Origin of the sequence: Brevundimonas sp. UBA2416 (genome assembly GCF_002343105.1) — a bacterium.
In the GTDB taxonomy this organism is placed as follows: Bacteria; Pseudomonadota; Alphaproteobacteria; order Caulobacterales; family Caulobacteraceae; genus Brevundimonas.
Window position 1 is genome coordinate 266 of record NZ_DDRM01000031.1, and the last position, 14724, is coordinate 14989.

A 14724-nucleotide genomic window follows, 5' to 3' on the forward strand; every position below is an offset into this window, starting at 1 on the left:
GCCGCTGGCCGTCGCCAAACTGCTCAAGGCGGTGGTCGACGAGGAGAAGCCGGATCTGGTCCTGCTGGGCAAACAGTCGATCGACGGCGACAACAATGCGGTCGGCCAGATGCTGGCCGCCCTGCTCGACTGGCCCCAGGCCACCTTCGCCGGCAAGATCGTCATCGGCGGCGGCAAGGCGACCGTGACCCGCGAGGTCGACGGCGGCCTTCAGACGGTCGCCGCCACCCTGCCCGCCGTGGTCTCGGTGGACCTGCGCCTCAACACCCCGCGCTACGCCTCCCTGCCCAACATCATGAAGGCCAAGAAGAAGGAGATCGCGGTCAAGGCGGTCGCCGACTATGGCGTCGACACGGCGCCGCGTCTGACGGTGAAGAAGGTCACGGCCCCGCCGACGCGCTCGGCCGGGATCAAGGTGGCGGACGCCGCCGAACTGGTTTCCAAGCTCAAGACTGCGGGGGTCCTGTAATGGCCGTTCTCGTTATCGCTGACCGCGACGGAGAATCCGTCCGCGACACCACCCACAAGACCGTCACCGCCGCGCTGAAGCTGTCGGGCGACGTCGATATCCTCGTCATCGGCCAGGGCTCGAAGGCCGCCGCCGATGCCGCCGCGAAGATCGCCGGCGTGCGCAAGGTGCTGCTGGCCGAAAGCGCCGGTCTGGGTCAGCAGCTGGCCGAGGCCGTCGAGGCGACCGTGGTCGGCCTCGCGGGCGGCTATGACGCCATCCTTTCGCCGGCCACCACCGACGGCAAGAATTTCATGCCGCGCATCGCCGCGAAACTGGATGTCGCCCCGATCTCGGACATCGTCGAAGTCGTCTCCAACGACACCTTCGTGCGCCCGATCTACGCCGGCAACGCGCTGGAGACCGTGCAGTCGTCGGATGGCAAGAAGATCATCACCGTCCGTCCGACCAGTTTCGACGCCGCCGCTGAAGGCGGCTCGGCCAGGGTCGAGACCGTCGCGGGCGCCGACGCCGGCAAGGCCGCCTTCGTCAGCGAGGAAATGGTCAAGTCGGACCGTCCGGAACTCGGCGCGGCGAAGATTGTCGTCTCCGGCGGCCGGGCCCTCGGTTCCGCCGAGGAATTCCACGCCGTCATGGACCCGCTGGCTGACCGTCTGGGCGCCGCCGTGGGCGCCTCGCGCGCCGCCGTCGACGCCGGCTATGCCCCCAACGACTACCAGGTCGGCCAGACCGGCAAGGTCGTCGCCCCGGCCCTCTACATCGCCATCGGCATCTCGGGGGCCATCCAGCACCTGGCCGGGATGAAGGACTCCAAGGTCATCGTCGCCATCAACAAGGACGCCGACGCCCCGATCTTCCAGGTCGCGGACTACGGCATCGTCGGCGACTACAAGACGGTTGTGCCGGAGCTGATGAAGGCGCTGGGCTAAGGCCTTCTTACCCACGACCCTATTGTCATCCCGGACGCCGCAAAGCGGCGATCCGGGACGGCCCGCGCGGTGAAACCATCGCTTCCGGACAGCCCGCAGGGCTGAGCCGGAAGAAGGGCTGCCTCGGAACGGCTGTTTGAAAGAGTCACCACCGGTGTGACCTCAACCTGTCTCCCGGCTCAGCCCAAGAGGGCTGTCCGGGAAGAATGTCTGGGGTGGCGCGAGCGTCCCGGCTCTTCGCTTCGCTTCGGCCGGGATGACAAGCGAGAAGCTTCCGGACAAAGGAGCAGGCGCGCGCCGATCCTGTCCGAAGCAAAGCCTCTTGACTCATTTCGACGATTAGCTAAACGTCTCAGCATGAGTCAGGTTTTCAGGGCCCTCTCCGATCCCACCCGCCGCCGCGTGCTGCAGCTGTTGCAGAAGGGGCCGATGAGCGCGGGTGAGCTCAGCGATCAGTTCGATGTCTCCAAACCCACCATGTCAGCCCATTTCGCGGTGCTGAAGGAGGCCGACCTGGTTCACGCCGAGAAGGCCGGCAAGTCCGTCATCTATCATCTGAAGCTCTCGGTGCTCGAGGAAGCGCTGCTGGGCTTCGTCCATTCATTCGGCCTCGGCGCGGAAGCGTCGGAGCCCGAAAAGGAGCCTGCAAAATGAAGAAGCAAGTGATCGCGGACCTCGGCTGGGGCGTCGGCATCATCGTGCTGGCGCTCGGCGCGACCGGGGCTCGCAACCTCGGCTATATCGACGCGGACACGGTCACCCGGCTGGTCCTCGGCGCGACCGGTCTCATGGTCGCCTGGTTTGGAAACCGGATGCCCAAGACCATCGCGCCCGGCCCCCGCGCCCGGCAGGCCCAACGGGTAGGCGGCTGGTCCATGGCGCTCAGCGGGCTGGTCTATGCCGGCCTGTGGGCCTTCGCTCCAACCGAGGTGGCGTTGATCGGCGGCTGCGGCGCGATCATGCTCGGGATCGCGGTGACCTTCTTCTATTGCCTGTCGCTGAGGGGCCGGGCGAAACCCGCCTGATCAGGCAAGCCTCATGGCGCGTCTCGCCGTAAAACTGACCCCCGGCGCCGCCTCTGACCGCATCGACGGCTGGGACGCGGACGCCGAGGGGCGGCCCGTCCTCAAGGTCCGGGTGCGGGCCCGGCCGATCGAGGGTGAGGCGAACGAGGCCCTTGTCCGGTTGCTCGCAAAGGCGCTCGGACTGCCCCGATCGGCCGTCTCCGTCCAGCGTGGCGGGCAATCCCGGACGAAGATTCTGGTGATCGAGGGACTGTCCGAAGACGAAGCGAAAGCCCGCCTTACCGATCTGTAATGTTTCCGGCTTTGACGGATCACGCCGGACCCTTTTGTAATCCGCCCCGACGTACGCCCCCCACTCGCGGGCCCGGGCGTCTCAGGGGAGCGTCCGATGAGATTCCACGCCTTGCGGGGCTCCAGCCTCGCCACCCTCGCCTGCGTACTGGCGGGTTCACTGGCCCTTTCGGCCTGCGCCACCATGGGCGGCGACGATGAAGCGCCCGCCGCCGACGGTTCGTCCAGCGCCGAGGCGCGGCAGCCGCTGGCGCGCGGTCTCGACCAGGCCTCCAATCCTGACCCCTTCCCGTCGACCTATCGCGGCCTGCCGCGCGAGAACATGGCCATCGTCGGCGGCACGGTCTTCACCGGCGCCGGCCAGAAGATCGAGAACGGCGTCGTCATCGTCACCGACGGCAAGGTCGCCGCGGTCGGCGATGCCTCGACCCCCGTTCCCGCCGGCTACCGCGTCGTCGACGCCCGCGGCCGGTTCGTGACCCCGGGCATCATCGACGTCCACAGCCACCTCGGCGTCTATCCCTCGCCCGGCGTATCGGGGATGAGCGATGGCAATGAGGCCACCAACCCGAACACCGCCCAGGTCTGGGCCGAACATTCGATCTGGCCCCAGGACCCCGGCTTCAACGCCGCCCGCGCCGGTGGCGTGACCACCCTCCAGATCCTGCCCGGCTCGGCCAATCTGTTCGGCGGCCGCGGCGTCACCGTCCGCAACATCCCGTCGGTGACCATGCAGGGCATGAAGATGCCCGGCGCCCCCTACGGCCTGAAGATGGCCTGTGGTGAGAACCCCTCGCGCGTCTACGGCGGCCGCAACAGCTCGCCGGCCACCGGCATGGGCAATGTCGCCGGCTATCGCGCCGCCTTCATCGCGGCCCGCGAGTACAAGGCCAAATGGGACAAGTGGCGTGAGGACGGCGAGGGCTCGCCCCCGACCCGCAACCTGCAGCTCGAGACCCTGGCGGGCGTGCTGGACGGTTCGGTCCTGATCCAGAACCACTGCTACCGCGCCGACGAAATGGCGGTGATGATCGATATCGCCAATGAGTTCGGCTATGAGATCACCGCCTTCCACCACGCCATCGAGGCCTACAAGATCGCGCCCCTGCTGGCCCGTGAAGGCATCTGCGCCGACATGTGGACCGGCTGGTGGGGCTTCAAGATGGAGGCGCTCGACGCGGTCGAGGCCAACGCCGCCCTCGTGGACGCACCTGCGGGCTCCTGCGCCGTCATCCACTCCGACGACGCCGAACTGACCCAGCGCCTCAACCAGGAGGCCGCCGCCGCCCTGGCCGCCGGCCGCCGCATCGGTATGAACATCTCCGAAGAGCGGGCGATCAGCTGGATCACCCTCAATGCAGCCCGTTCGCTCGGCATCGCCGACCAGACCGGCTCGCTGGAGGCCGGCAAGCGCGCCGACGTGGTGATCTGGAGCGCCAATCCGTTCAGCGTCTATGCCCGCGCCGACCAGGTCTTCATCGACGGCGGCCTGGCCTTCGACCGCATGAACCCGGCCTACCAGCCCCTGTCCGACTTCGAACTGGGCCAGCCCGGCTTCGGCCTTCCGGCCGCCAACGTCCTGCAGGGAGCCCGCTGATGCGCCTCAAGAGCCTCATCCTCGGCGCCGCCATTCCCGCAATACTTGGCATGGCCGCCGTCGCCACCCCCGCCCTCGCCCAGACCCTGACCGCCATCACCGGCGGCCGGGTGCTGACCGGCACGTCTGTGATCGAGAACGGCACCGTCGTGATCCAGAACGGCCGGGTCGTCTCGGTCGGGACCGGCGCCGCGCCCACGGGCGCCCGCATCATCGACGCCCGCGGCAAGGTCGTTTCGCCCGGCTTCGTCGCGGTCGACAGCGGCCTCGGCGGGTCCGAGATCTCCTCCGTCGGCGGCTCGGACGACCTGACCAACGGCGCCAACACCATCAGCGCCTCGTTCGACGTCAGCTACGGCCTCGATCCCTGGTCCTTCACCCTGCCGGTGGCCCGCCTCGGCGGCATCACCCGCGCCGTCGTCGTCCCCGGCCATCCGGGCGGCGGGGGCGGCGGCCATGCCCATGACGACAGCGATTTCGCCGGCGTCGGCCATGGCGGCCTGCAGTCACCCGGCCTGTTCGCCGGACAGGCGGCCATCATCCATCTGGCGGCCGGGACCGACATCCTGGTCAGGTCGCGCGTCGCCATGGTCGCTCCCTTCGGCGAGGCCGGAGCCGGCATCGCCGGCGGCGCCCGCGGGGCCCAGTTCACCCAGTTCAAGGAAACCCTGGCCGAGGTCCGCCTCTACGCCCGCAACCGCGCCGCCTATCATCGCGCCGGCCTGCGCGATCTCAGCCTGTCGCGCGCCGATCTCGAGGCCCTGATCCCCGTCGCCAACGGGACCATGCCCCTGATCGTCACCGTGCGCCGCGCCGCCGACATCCAGCAGGTCCTGCGCCTCGCCCGCGAGGAAGGGGTCCGCATCATCCTCGACGGCGCCGAGGAAGGCTGGCTGGTCGCCGACCAGATCGCCGCCGCCAGCGTACCCGTCCTGCTCAACCCGATCTCCAACCTGCCGGGCAACCTCGAGACCCGGGCGGCGCGGATGCAGAACGCGGCCGTTCTCGACGCGGCGGGCGTGGTCATCGCCATCAAGGGCAATGACGGCTCCCACCGGGTCCGCGAGACCCGCTACAACGCCGGCAACGCGGTCTCGCACGGCCTGCCCTATGACGCCGCCATCGAGGCCATCACCGTCAATCCGGCCCGCATCTTCGGCATGGCCGGCCAGTTCGGCGAACTGCGCGCCGGCGCGGCCGCCGATGTGGTGATCTGGTCCGGCGACCCGCTGGAGCCGCTCAGCAACGCTGAGACCATCTTCATCGGCGGCGCCGAACAGGCCCCGACCAGCCGCCAGTTCCTGCTCCGCGACCGCTACCGCGACGGCGGCGAGGGGGCGATGCCGCCGGCGTATAGCCGGTAAGGGATGAGGGATGAGGGATTAGGGGAAAGGAACCGCGATAAGGGGTCAGGTTCCATGCGTCTGGCGCTCGAGGTATGAGCGGTCCGTCCTTCCTCATCCCTCATCCCTAATCCCTCATCCCTCCTCAATGTCCGCTTCCCCCCGCCTCTTCATCGACGCCGACGCCTGTCCGGTGAAGGACGAGGTCTATCGCGTGGCGGCGCGCTACGGCCTGCATGTTTTCGTGGTCTCGAACAGCTGGATCAACACCCCGCGCGAGAAATGGATCGAGCAGGTCGTCGTCGACGCCGGCCCGGACATCGCCGATGACTGGATCGCCGAACGGGCGGGGCCGGGCGACATCGTCATCACCGCCGACATTCCGCTGGCCGACCGCTGCCTCAAGGCCGGGGCGCAGGCCTTGAAGGCCAACGGCCAGCCTTTCACCCCCGACTCGATCGGCTCGGCCCTGGCCGGACGGATGGTCGGCGAGCATCTGCGGTCCATGGGCGTCGCCACCTCGGGCCCGCCGCCGTTCGGACCGAAGGACCGCTCCGCCTTCCTGCAGGCGCTGGACCAGGCCGTGGTCCGGGCCAAACGGGTGGTCCGGTGACCGTCATCCCGGAAAGCGAACTGGAATTCCGCTTCTTCCGCGCCGGCGGGCCGGGTGGGCAGAACGTCAACAAGGTCTCGACCGCGGTGCAGATGCGGTTCGACGCCCGCAATTCACCGTCCCTGACCGAGCCGGTGCGGGCGCGGCTGATGAAGCTGGCGGGCAGTCGGCTGACGCTGGACGGCGTCATCCTGATCACCGCCGTCCGCTATCGCACCCAGGAACGCAACCGCGCCGACGCCATCGAACGGCTGCAGGGATTGGTCGACAAGGCCTCGGTCGCCCCGGTCTATCGCGTGCCGACAAAGCCCACCCGCGCCTCGAAGGAGCGGCGGCTGGAGGGCAAGGCGAAACGCTCGACGATCAAGAGCGGACGCGGTCGCCCCGGCTCTGAAGACTAGCGCCGCGCCTCGGCCCGCAGTTGCAGGGGGGTCTTCGGGAGGCTGGCCAGCGTCAACCGGCCGTCGCGGTCCGTATCCAGCGCCAGGAACCAGCGCTGGGTCGCCGCCGTCCATTCCTCGGCCGTGACTCGCTGGTCGACGTTCACATCGGCGGCCTTGACCGGCTGGGGCAGGTTGAAGAAGCCGGCCTCGGCCACGATCCCATAACCCTGGGGCCCGCGTGGCCCGCCGCGCCGCCGGATATTGCTTCCGCCGCCGGTCTGGGGCGGGGCGAGGCCCAGGGCTGCCCCGCTCGGCCGGGGTCCGGCTGCGCGGGCGCCTCCGCCGGGACCCATGCCGCCGCCCGGTTCACTCAGGCTGGCCTCATAGGCCCACAGCTCGGCCTGCCCCAGTCGGCCGTCGCGGTCGGTGTCGAGACGATCGAACCACCGACCACCGTCAGCGGCGAATTCCTCGTACGTCAACGCGCCGTCCAGATTGGCGTCCGCGCCCCGGAACCAGTTTCCAACCGGCCAGTCTCCGCCCGGCGCCCCCCTGAAAACCTCGCCGAACGGGCTGACGAACAGGGCCGGTGGCACGGGCCGGGTCTCGGCGGGACCGCCCAACGGACCGCCCGGCCCCATACCGGGACCGGCGCAGCCGGACAGGGCGGCGGCGCAGAGCAGGCCCAGCCCGAGCGATCGCGCACCGGAACGGGTAGACGGCTTCGCCGCGGCGTGACGGTCGCGCATGGCGATCTCCAGCTGGAAGGACGGGACGCTACTCCGCGGGGCGGAACAGCAGGGCGGCGACCTTGTCGGTTTCGTTGAAGCCGATCACCCACTGGGTCGCGGCATTGCTGAAGGTCACGGCGAACAGGTCCGCGCCATCCTGGCTGGCCATGAAATCAACGGCCTGGACCGGTCCGAAACCCTCGATCAGGGGACGGATGGCGGCTTCCTGGCTCCGGATGCGGGCGGCCAGATCATCGCTCATCAACGAATAGTCGATGGTGCCCGCCTGGGCGCCGGCGATGATCTCGCGCAGCACTTCCTCGGCCCGGGGATTGGCGGGCGTCGGAGCCGCCGCGATAGCCGGGGCGGCGGCGCGCGCGGTCGGAGCGGGCGCGTCAAAACTGTTGGGCATCGTCGCGGCGGCGACCTGAGCCAAAGCGGCCGTCGGGGCCGCGACGGGAACGAGCAACAGGGCGGCGGCGATCAAAAGCGGCTTCATGGGGTCGTCTCCAAATACTGGATCAGACGATGGAGGGCCAAAGCGACAGAACAAGGGCGGCCGCCGCCGCGGTCATGGCAAGCGTGACACAGACAACCACCCACGCAGGCGTATGCGCCTCGCGAATGACCACCGTCTGCGGCTGCGGCGGATTCTGCGCCAGTCGCGCCAGCGCCTTCAGGGTGGCGCGGATTTCCTCAATCGCGTCGCGGACCTGGGCCTGCGGGCCCAGTTCACGGCGGATCCAGCGCTCCACCACCGGGGCGGCCGCGGCCCACAGATCGTGATCGGGATTCAGCCGCCGCGCGACCCCCTCGACCGAGACCATGGTCTTCTGCAGCAGGATCAGTTCGGGCCGCAGATGCATGTCGAACAGGTCGGTGATCTCGAACAACTGGCCCAGCAGCCGGCCCATGGACACCTGGGACGCCGCCTTGCCGATGACCGGCTCGCCGACCGCGCGCAGGGCCTGGGCGAAGGCCTCGACCGAATGCTCGGGCGGCACGTATCCGGCCTCGAAATGCACCCGGCTGATGCGGTCATAGTCGCGGCTCAGGAAGCCCCAGAGGATTTCCGCCAGATAGCGCCGCTCGGCCGGCCCCAAGCGGCCGACGATGCCGAAATCGATCGCCGTCAGCTCCGCCGGCGCATGGCAGAACAGATTTCCCTCATGCAGGTCGGCGTGGAAGGTCCCGTGATCCAGCGCCTGGGTCAGGAAGGCGCGCACGACGTTGTCGGCCAGGGCGTTCTTGTCCAGCCCCGGCTGATCGGCGGCGGCGGGGTCGGTCATGGCCATGCCCGGCGCCCATTCCAGCGTCAGCACCCGCTTGCCGACCCCGTCCCAGATCACCGCCGGCGCGGTCATGTGACCGCCGACCCCGACGTCCTTGTCCATGATGTCCTTCAGCTCGGAGGCGGCCGCCGCCTCCAGCCGCATGTCCAGCTCCAGCTGCAAGGCCCGGGCGATGGTCTCGACGAAGGCCGAGGGCTCCAGCCGCCGCGCCAGCGGCACGAACCGCACCGCCAGCCGCGCCGCCAGCCGCATGGAGTCCAGCCCCTGCGCCACGCGCCGCTCTACGCCGGGCCGCAGCACCTTGACCGCCACCTTGCGCCCGTCCGCCAGCCAGGCCGGATGAGCCTGGGCCAGCGACGCCGCCGCGACGGGCGGGCCGAAATCGGTGAACAGGGCCTCGACCGGCCGGCCCAGAGACCGCTCGATCTCGCGCCGGGCCTGATCCACCGGGAAGGGCTCCAGCGCGTCCTTCAGCCGACCCAGATCGCGCGCGAACTCGATGCCGAAGATGTCGGCGCGGGTGGCCAGCACCTGTCCCAGTTTGATGGCCACCGGCCCCAGATGTTCGAACGCCTTGCCCAGTCGCTGACCCGGCCGGCCCTCGCGGCCCTCCTTGCCGGCGAAGGCATGCAGCAGATGCGCCAGCCAGCGGATCCACACCGGCAGCAGGGGCGTGATCTCGCGCGGCGCGAGGGCGTCGTGGCGCACCAGCACCCAGGCCCAGCCGAGCAGACGCAGGGTCGCCTCGACCGGGCGGCGCACCGGTTCGGTCGGCGGCGGCGGCGGCGCCGTCTTGTAGTCGGCGGGATTGGTCAGATCGCCCACCCGTGATGGATGGCGGCCACCCCGCCCGACAGATTGGTCACGGTCACGCGGCTGAAGCCCGCGTCCTCGATCATGCGCTTGAAGGTCGGCTGGTCGGGGAAGCGGCGGATGCTCTCGACCAGATACTGATAGCTGTCCCGATCGCCCGCGACCCAGCCGCCGATGCGCGGAATGGCGTGGAACGACCAGGCGTCATAGGCCTTGCGGATCGCCGAGGCCGTCGGCCGCGAAAACTCCAGGCACAGGAACCGCCCGCCGGGCTTCAGCACCCGCCGCGCCTCACGCAGGGCCTGGGGAATGTCGGCCACATTGCGGATGCCGAAACTGATCGAATAGGCGTCGACCGAGGCGTCCGGCAGCGGCAGGGCCATGGCGTCGCCGACTGACCACTGCATCTCCGGCTCGCCGCCCTTCTGGACGCCGGCCATGATCATTTCGGCGTTGTAGTCCAGGACGATAACCGAGGCGTCCTCGCCCCCCCGCCGCTCCTGGGCCGCCCGCGCCATCTTCGCATAGCGTCGCGCCATGTCGCCGGTGCCGCCTGCGACGTCGAGGATGGTTTCGCCCGGCCGCGGATTCAGCTTCGCCGCCGCCGCATCCTTCCAGAGCCGATGCACGCCGCCGCTCATCAGATCGTTCATCAGGTCGTAGCTGGAGGCCACGCTGTCGAACACGCCGCGAACCAGCTGCACCTTCTCCTTCGCGTCGACGTCGCGAAAGCCGAAGGATGAGGTCTTGCCGGTCGGTGCGGAGGCGTCGGTCATGGGCGCGGTCTAGCGCGTCGTCGCCCTGCCGTCACCGGGCCTCGGGGTCGCGGCCTCGCGACGCAGCCTTCCATCGGGATCGAGCCGGGCAAGGGCCGCGTCATACTGGCGGATCAGACCGGCCTCCGAGGCGGTGATGTCGCCCAGATGCAGATTGACGGCTGTCAGTGCCGCCTTGACGCCCGTACCGTTCTCAAGACCGGCCAGCAAGGCCGGGATGCCGGTTACAAAGGTTTCGCTCATCCGCCCGAGTTGCTCCTGCTGACGATAGATGTCCGAGAGCAGGAATACCTCGGTCAGGGGCATCTTGGCCGTCAGCCCGCTGGACGAGGCGCTGCGCCAGACCGCATCCCTCAGCGGCGCAACGTGGATGCCGGTTTCGAACAGGGCCTGAAACACCGGCATCGCCTGTTGTTGTGTCGGGCGTTCGGCATCGGACGCCTGTCTGAACAGGCTGTTCAGCCGCCGGTGGTGGGGCAGGTACTGGTCATCGACCAGGAGCGCGCGATTGGCGGCGATCTCGGCCACCAGATAGGCCCGCGCCTCCCGAACCCGCTCGGCGGTCCGCCGGTCCTCCGCCCAATCGGTCAGGCCCAGGGCCAGGATCAGGGAAAAGACGATCAACAGGCTTTCGAACACCGCACGCGGAGCCCATCGACGCCAACGTACCGAGGGCATGAGGGGGCGGGGTGGACGACTTTCGGGCGACGGCGCTGTCATGTCTGCAAGGTTCGTCGGAAAATGTCCGCTTGAAAAGCCGTTAGTGAGCCCCGGCTTTCGGGCGCGGCACCCCGAGATCCTTCATCAGGCTGCGGATCGCGCCGTAGCAACCGCAGGCGGCGGCTTCCAGCGCCTTGCGGTCGGTGACCTCGACCCAGCCGCGGCCGCGGCGGATCAGCCCCTTGTCGACCAGAAGCGTTCCCACCTCGGACACCGTGGCGCGGCGTACGCCCAGCATCCCGGCGATGTCCGCCTGGGTCAGGTCGAAACGGTCGCTCTCAGCGCGGTCGTGGATGGTCAGCAGCCAGCGCGCCAGCCGCTCGTCCAGCCGGTGTTGGGCGTTGCAGGCCGCGGTCTGCTGGACCTGGGCGAACAGGCTTTCGGTGAATTTGGCCAACGCCACGCGCATCGCCTCGCTCTCCTGCAGGGCGTCGGCGAAGACGTCCGCGGGACAGCAGGCGGAAACGCCCTCGACCTGGGCGATGGCCCGGCTGGCGGCGCGGGCGTTCATCGGCCCGCAGGTGACGCCGACCAGACCCTCCCGGCCGATAGCGGCGGTCTCGATCATCCGGTCGTCGTCGAGGATGGTCATCAGCGACACCACCCCGCTCATCGGGAACCAGACCTCCTCGACCGCCTCGCCGGCGTCGTAGAGCATCTGGCCCTGTTCGAAGGGCCGCTCATGCAGATGGGGTTCGATCCTGCGCCGGTCGGCGAGCGCCAGGGCGGCGATCCACATATTGTCCAAGGTCGACTCCCGCCGTGAATGGTTACGCTGGGTAACGCCAAAGCTTCACCGCGCGTTCCGTACCGCTTGTGGACCCCCGGCGGGCGCGATACGGCGAGGGGGCACAGGAGGACGCCATGGCCGACCGGATTGACGTTGCGGAAGCTCTGAAAGGCCTGCCGCTGTGGCGCGCGCATGCGGGCGACCGCCCCGCGATCACCCGCAGCCTGACCTTCGCCGATTTCAACGCCGCCTTCGGCTTCATGACCCGCATCGCCCTGCTGGCCGACAAGGTCGACCACCATCCGGAATGGTCGAACGTCTACAACCGGGTCGAGGTTCTGCTGACCACCCACGACGCGGACGGCGTCACACAGAGGGATATCGACATGGCGCGGTTCATCGACACGGCCGCGGCCGGGCTGGGAGCGAAATGATGACGGGCAAGGCGGGACGCGTCGCGGGCAAACAGGCCCTGATCACCGGCGCGGCCGGCGGGCTGGGCGAGGCCATGGCCTGGATGCTGGCGCGCGAGGGCGCGAAGGTCGCCGTCACCGACGTCAATCTGGAGGGCGCGCGGACGCTCGCCGAAGCGATCAACGCCGAGCTCCCCGGCGCGGCCTTCGCCTTCCAGCATGACGTCGCGAAAGAGGACCAGTGGGTCTCGGTCATCGACGGCGCCGTCACGGCGATGGGCGGCCTGTCCATCCTGGTCAACAACGCCGGCGTCGGCGACGGCCTGACCTTCGTCGAACAGGACACGGTCGCCTCCTGGCAGCGTCAGTTCGAGATCAACCTGCTGTCGATCATGCTGGGCTGCAAACACGCCATGCCCCACCTGCGCGCCTCGGCGCCGGCCTCGATCATCAACATCTCCTCGATCGCCGGCCTCGCCGCCGCCCCGGGCATGGGCGCCTACAACGCCACCAAGGCGGGCGTCTGGATGTACACCAAGACCGTCGCGCTCGAGGCCGCCAAGATGGAGTGGAACGTCCGCTGCAACTCGGTCCACCCGGTCTTCATCAAGACCCCCATCCTCGACCCCTTCATCGCCATGGCCGGCGGCGACGAGACCAAGGCCCACGAGCGCCTGAGCCGCGGCATCCCCCTGAAGCGGATCGGCGAGCCCGACGACGTGGCGTACTGCGTCCTCTACCTCGCCTCCGACGAATCCAAATTCGTCACCGGAACCGAGTTCAAGATCGACGGCGGCATGCTGGCGCAGTGAGGCGGTGTCGCCAGTGGCTAGTGGCTAGTGGCTAGTGGCTAATGATTGAGGCTTCCCTGATCGCGGAAGGGCGGCGCAATCCGCGCCATCGCCCAGGTGCCGGCCAGCCACTAATCACTAGCCACTAGCCACCCCTTCACTCCATCAGATCCACCGGCAGGATCTGGCTCGCCAGCAGCGTCTCCATGCCTTGCCACCGGTCCGGGCCCTGCCGCTCGACCCAGGCCTGGACCACGTCGCGGCCGAGACCGTAGTTGATGACATAGCTGCGGTTGACGTCGATGAACCGCACCCGCTGGGCCGCCCGCGCCTCGCTGAACAGGATATAGCGCATGAGCAGCCGGGTCGCCTCGGCCCGGTCGATCCGCCCGGCCAGATAGGCGTCGGCGATCGTGTATTCCGCCCGCGCCAGCTGCCGCATCAGTGCGCCGAGCCGGGCCTTGCGGCCGGTCGTGGACGGGTCGAGGCCGGCCAGGGGGAACAGCACATCCCGCTCATAGGCCAGTCCCTCATCGCCCGGGAAGGCCAGGTCGATGCCGTAGTTGGCGCTGCCCTCGGCGACGAAGGACATGGGCGAGAACAGCGGATAGACGCTCATCTCGACCCAGCCCCGCTCGCGCACGAAGGTCTGTTCCAGCAGGGCGTTATAGACGTGATGGCCGGGATAGCCCTCGTGGCAACCCAGATCGATCGCCCGCTCGGTATAGATCGGCAGGTCGGCGTTGATCTCGATCCGGCTGGCGGCGTCACCCAGATAGTAGTTGTAGCCCGACCAGACCTTGTCGCCGACGAAGCTGAGGGTGAAACGCTCATGGGCCGGCAGGTCGATATGCAGGGCCGTGCGGCGGCGGCACTCGGCGATGGCGGCATCCATCACCGGCTGCAACCGGTCCCTCGGGATGACGAAATCGGCCCGGAAGGCGATCACCCGGTCGGTCAGTGAGCCTTCGCCGGGCAGCAAGGCGTCGATCTCGGCCAGAACCGGATCGAAACTCTCCAGCGGCGGCAGTTCCGGCCGGATCCCGAACAGGGCCTCGGCTTCATCGGCGAAACTCATCACCTCGCCCGAGATCATCCGCAGCCGCGCCGCAGCCGCCGAGACATGGGCCGCCAGATATTTGCGCCGCTGAACCTCCGCCGGCGTTGCGCCCGCCATGCCGCCGTTGCGGTCGAGGTCGGCCAGCCGGCCGGTCAGGGCGCCGGCGCGCTCGATCAGCTGGGCCGGGGTCTCGGTCTCCGCCCGGGCCGCCGCCTGCCACTCGGCCGGCCCATAGTAGGCGTCCACATAGCCCGGCTCGAGTTCGCCGATGTCGAGGATCAGCATGACATAGGATTCGGCGATGGCGTCGAGACTGTCCGGCGTCACGCCGGGACGGCCGGCCTTCGCCTCGTCCGGGGCGGTCGCCCAGGCTCCCACAAGCATCAGCAGGCTGAACAGAACGGCGCGCATCGGGACCTCCATCATCGAAGCGGAGACAGGCTAGACCGGGACGGGCCGGCCCGCACCCTGCAAATCGACCGGTCCGGGCCGCACCTCGGGACGGGGCCGGGCGCATTCGGGATTGAGGGCGGGCCGCTCCTGCTGTAAGGCCCTTCGTCCGGCGTTTCGCCGTCAGACGCACCCGTAGCTCAGCTGGATAGAGTACTGCCCTCCGAAGGCAGGGGCCGGACGTTCGAATCGTCTCGGGCGTGCCATGAATTCAATGACTTGGCTCCTCGTGGTATGACGGCACGGGAAAGGGCAAGACCGTTGCGCATCTGCTCCCGGCGCTATTGTTTGGCGGCAG

18 protein-coding genes and 1 tRNA gene are annotated in these 14724 nt (G+C 68.9%); 12 read left to right on the forward strand and 7 right to left on the reverse strand.

Going from position 1 to position 14724, the window contains the following annotated elements; genetic code table 11:
- From B3E43_RS09980 to arfB, 9 genes are all read left to right on the forward strand, one after another.
- Window positions 1-469, forward strand: a 469-nt coding sequence (locus B3E43_RS09980) for an electron transfer flavoprotein subunit beta/FixA family protein (protein WP_292028979.1), incomplete at its 5' end; no start/stop codon positions are given.
- The gene (locus B3E43_RS09985; protein ID WP_292028980.1) at window positions 469-1398 is read left to right on the forward strand and encodes an electron transfer flavoprotein subunit alpha/FixB family protein; all 930 of its coding nucleotides are present in this window, start codon (window positions 469-471) and stop codon (window positions 1396-1398) included. The genes B3E43_RS09980 and B3E43_RS09985, both read left to right, overlap by 1 nt.
- Window positions 1399-1755: 357 nt before the next feature.
- Complete coding sequence (locus B3E43_RS09990; RefSeq protein WP_292028983.1) at window positions 1756-2052, forward strand: autorepressor SdpR family transcription factor; 297 nt, start codon at window positions 1756-1758, stop codon at window positions 2050-2052.
- Window positions 2049-2423 (forward strand): ammonium transporter, encoded by a 375-nt coding sequence (locus B3E43_RS09995; RefSeq protein ID WP_292028985.1) that lies wholly within the window; start codon window positions 2049-2051, stop codon window positions 2421-2423. The genes B3E43_RS09990 and B3E43_RS09995 overlap by 4 nt, the downstream gene beginning before the upstream one ends.
- 13 nt (window positions 2424-2436) lie before the next feature.
- Entirely contained in the window at window positions 2437-2715 is a 279-nt protein-coding gene (locus tag B3E43_RS10000) for a DUF167 family protein (protein WP_292028987.1), read from the forward strand.
- Window positions 2716-2811: 96 nt separating this feature from the next.
- Entirely contained in the window at window positions 2812-4311 is a 1500-nt protein-coding gene (locus B3E43_RS10005; RefSeq protein ID WP_292028990.1) for an amidohydrolase, read from the forward strand.
- Window positions 4311-5675, forward strand: coding sequence for an amidohydrolase family protein (locus B3E43_RS10010; RefSeq protein ID WP_292028992.1), 1365 nt, complete (start codon window positions 4311-4313; stop codon window positions 5673-5675). Before B3E43_RS10005 ends, B3E43_RS10010 begins: the two co-directional genes overlap by 1 nt.
- A 127-nt stretch (window positions 5676-5802) precedes the next feature.
- Complete coding sequence (locus B3E43_RS10015; RefSeq protein ID WP_292028996.1) at window positions 5803-6267, forward strand: YaiI/YqxD family protein; 465 nt, start codon at window positions 5803-5805, stop codon at window positions 6265-6267.
- On the forward strand, window positions 6264-6668 hold the full coding sequence (arfB, locus tag B3E43_RS10020; RefSeq protein ID WP_292028999.1) for an alternative ribosome rescue aminoacyl-tRNA hydrolase ArfB: 405 nt from the start codon (window positions 6264-6266) through the stop codon (window positions 6666-6668). The genes B3E43_RS10015 and arfB overlap by 4 nt, the downstream gene beginning before the upstream one ends.
- Here the strand turns inward: arfB and B3E43_RS10025 are convergent.
- The 6 genes from B3E43_RS10025 to B3E43_RS10050 form a co-directional block, all read right to left on the reverse strand.
- The gene (locus tag B3E43_RS10025; RefSeq protein WP_292029001.1) at window positions 6665-7399 is read right to left on the reverse strand and encodes a hypothetical protein; all 735 of its coding nucleotides are present in this window, start codon (window positions 7397-7399) and stop codon (window positions 6665-6667) included. The two genes, arfB and B3E43_RS10025, sit on opposite strands and share 4 nt — an antisense overlap.
- Before the next feature lie 28 nt (window positions 7400-7427).
- On the reverse strand, window positions 7428-7880 hold the full coding sequence (locus B3E43_RS10030) for a hypothetical protein (RefSeq protein ID WP_292029004.1): 453 nt from the start codon (window positions 7878-7880) through the stop codon (window positions 7428-7430).
- Window positions 7881-7902: 22 nt separating this feature from the next.
- Window positions 7903-9498 carry a 2-polyprenylphenol 6-hydroxylase gene (gene ubiB, locus B3E43_RS10035; protein WP_292029007.1) on the reverse strand — a complete coding sequence of 532 codons (1596 nt, stop codon included), beginning with the start codon at window positions 9496-9498 and terminating at the stop codon, window positions 7903-7905.
- On the reverse strand, window positions 9486-10262 hold the full coding sequence (locus B3E43_RS10040; RefSeq protein WP_292029011.1) for a class I SAM-dependent methyltransferase: 777 nt from the start codon (window positions 10260-10262) through the stop codon (window positions 9486-9488). The genes ubiB and B3E43_RS10040 overlap by 13 nt, the downstream gene beginning before the upstream one ends.
- 9 nt (window positions 10263-10271) lie before the next feature.
- Window positions 10272-10886 (reverse strand): hypothetical protein, encoded by a 615-nt coding sequence (locus B3E43_RS10045; protein WP_292029013.1) that lies wholly within the window; start codon window positions 10884-10886, stop codon window positions 10272-10274.
- A 136-nt stretch (window positions 10887-11022) separates the two neighbouring features.
- Window positions 11023-11721, reverse strand: coding sequence for a Crp/Fnr family transcriptional regulator (locus B3E43_RS10050; RefSeq protein WP_292029018.1), 699 nt, complete (start codon window positions 11719-11721; stop codon window positions 11023-11025).
- A gap of 125 nt (window positions 11722-11846) precedes the next feature.
- On the opposite strand from B3E43_RS10050, the gene B3E43_RS10055 reads away from it, so the two are divergent.
- On the forward strand, window positions 11847-12146 hold the full coding sequence (locus B3E43_RS10055; protein ID WP_292029014.1) for a 4a-hydroxytetrahydrobiopterin dehydratase: 300 nt from the start codon (window positions 11847-11849) through the stop codon (window positions 12144-12146).
- On the forward strand, window positions 12146-12937 hold the full coding sequence (locus B3E43_RS10060; RefSeq protein WP_292029015.1) for an SDR family oxidoreductase: 792 nt from the start codon (window positions 12146-12148) through the stop codon (window positions 12935-12937). The genes B3E43_RS10055 and B3E43_RS10060 overlap by 1 nt, the downstream gene beginning before the upstream one ends.
- Window positions 12938-13073: 136 nt before the next feature.
- Here the strand turns inward: B3E43_RS10060 and B3E43_RS10065 are convergent, their stop codons facing one another.
- Window positions 13074-14387 (reverse strand): hypothetical protein, encoded by a 1314-nt coding sequence (locus B3E43_RS10065; RefSeq protein ID WP_292029016.1) that lies wholly within the window; start codon window positions 14385-14387, stop codon window positions 13074-13076.
- A gap of 166 nt (window positions 14388-14553) precedes the next feature.
- On the opposite strand from B3E43_RS10065, the gene B3E43_RS10070 reads away from it, so the two are divergent.
- Window positions 14554-14632: transfer RNA gene (locus B3E43_RS10070), tRNA-Arg, on the forward strand.
- Window positions 14633-14724: the final 92 nt, after the last annotated feature.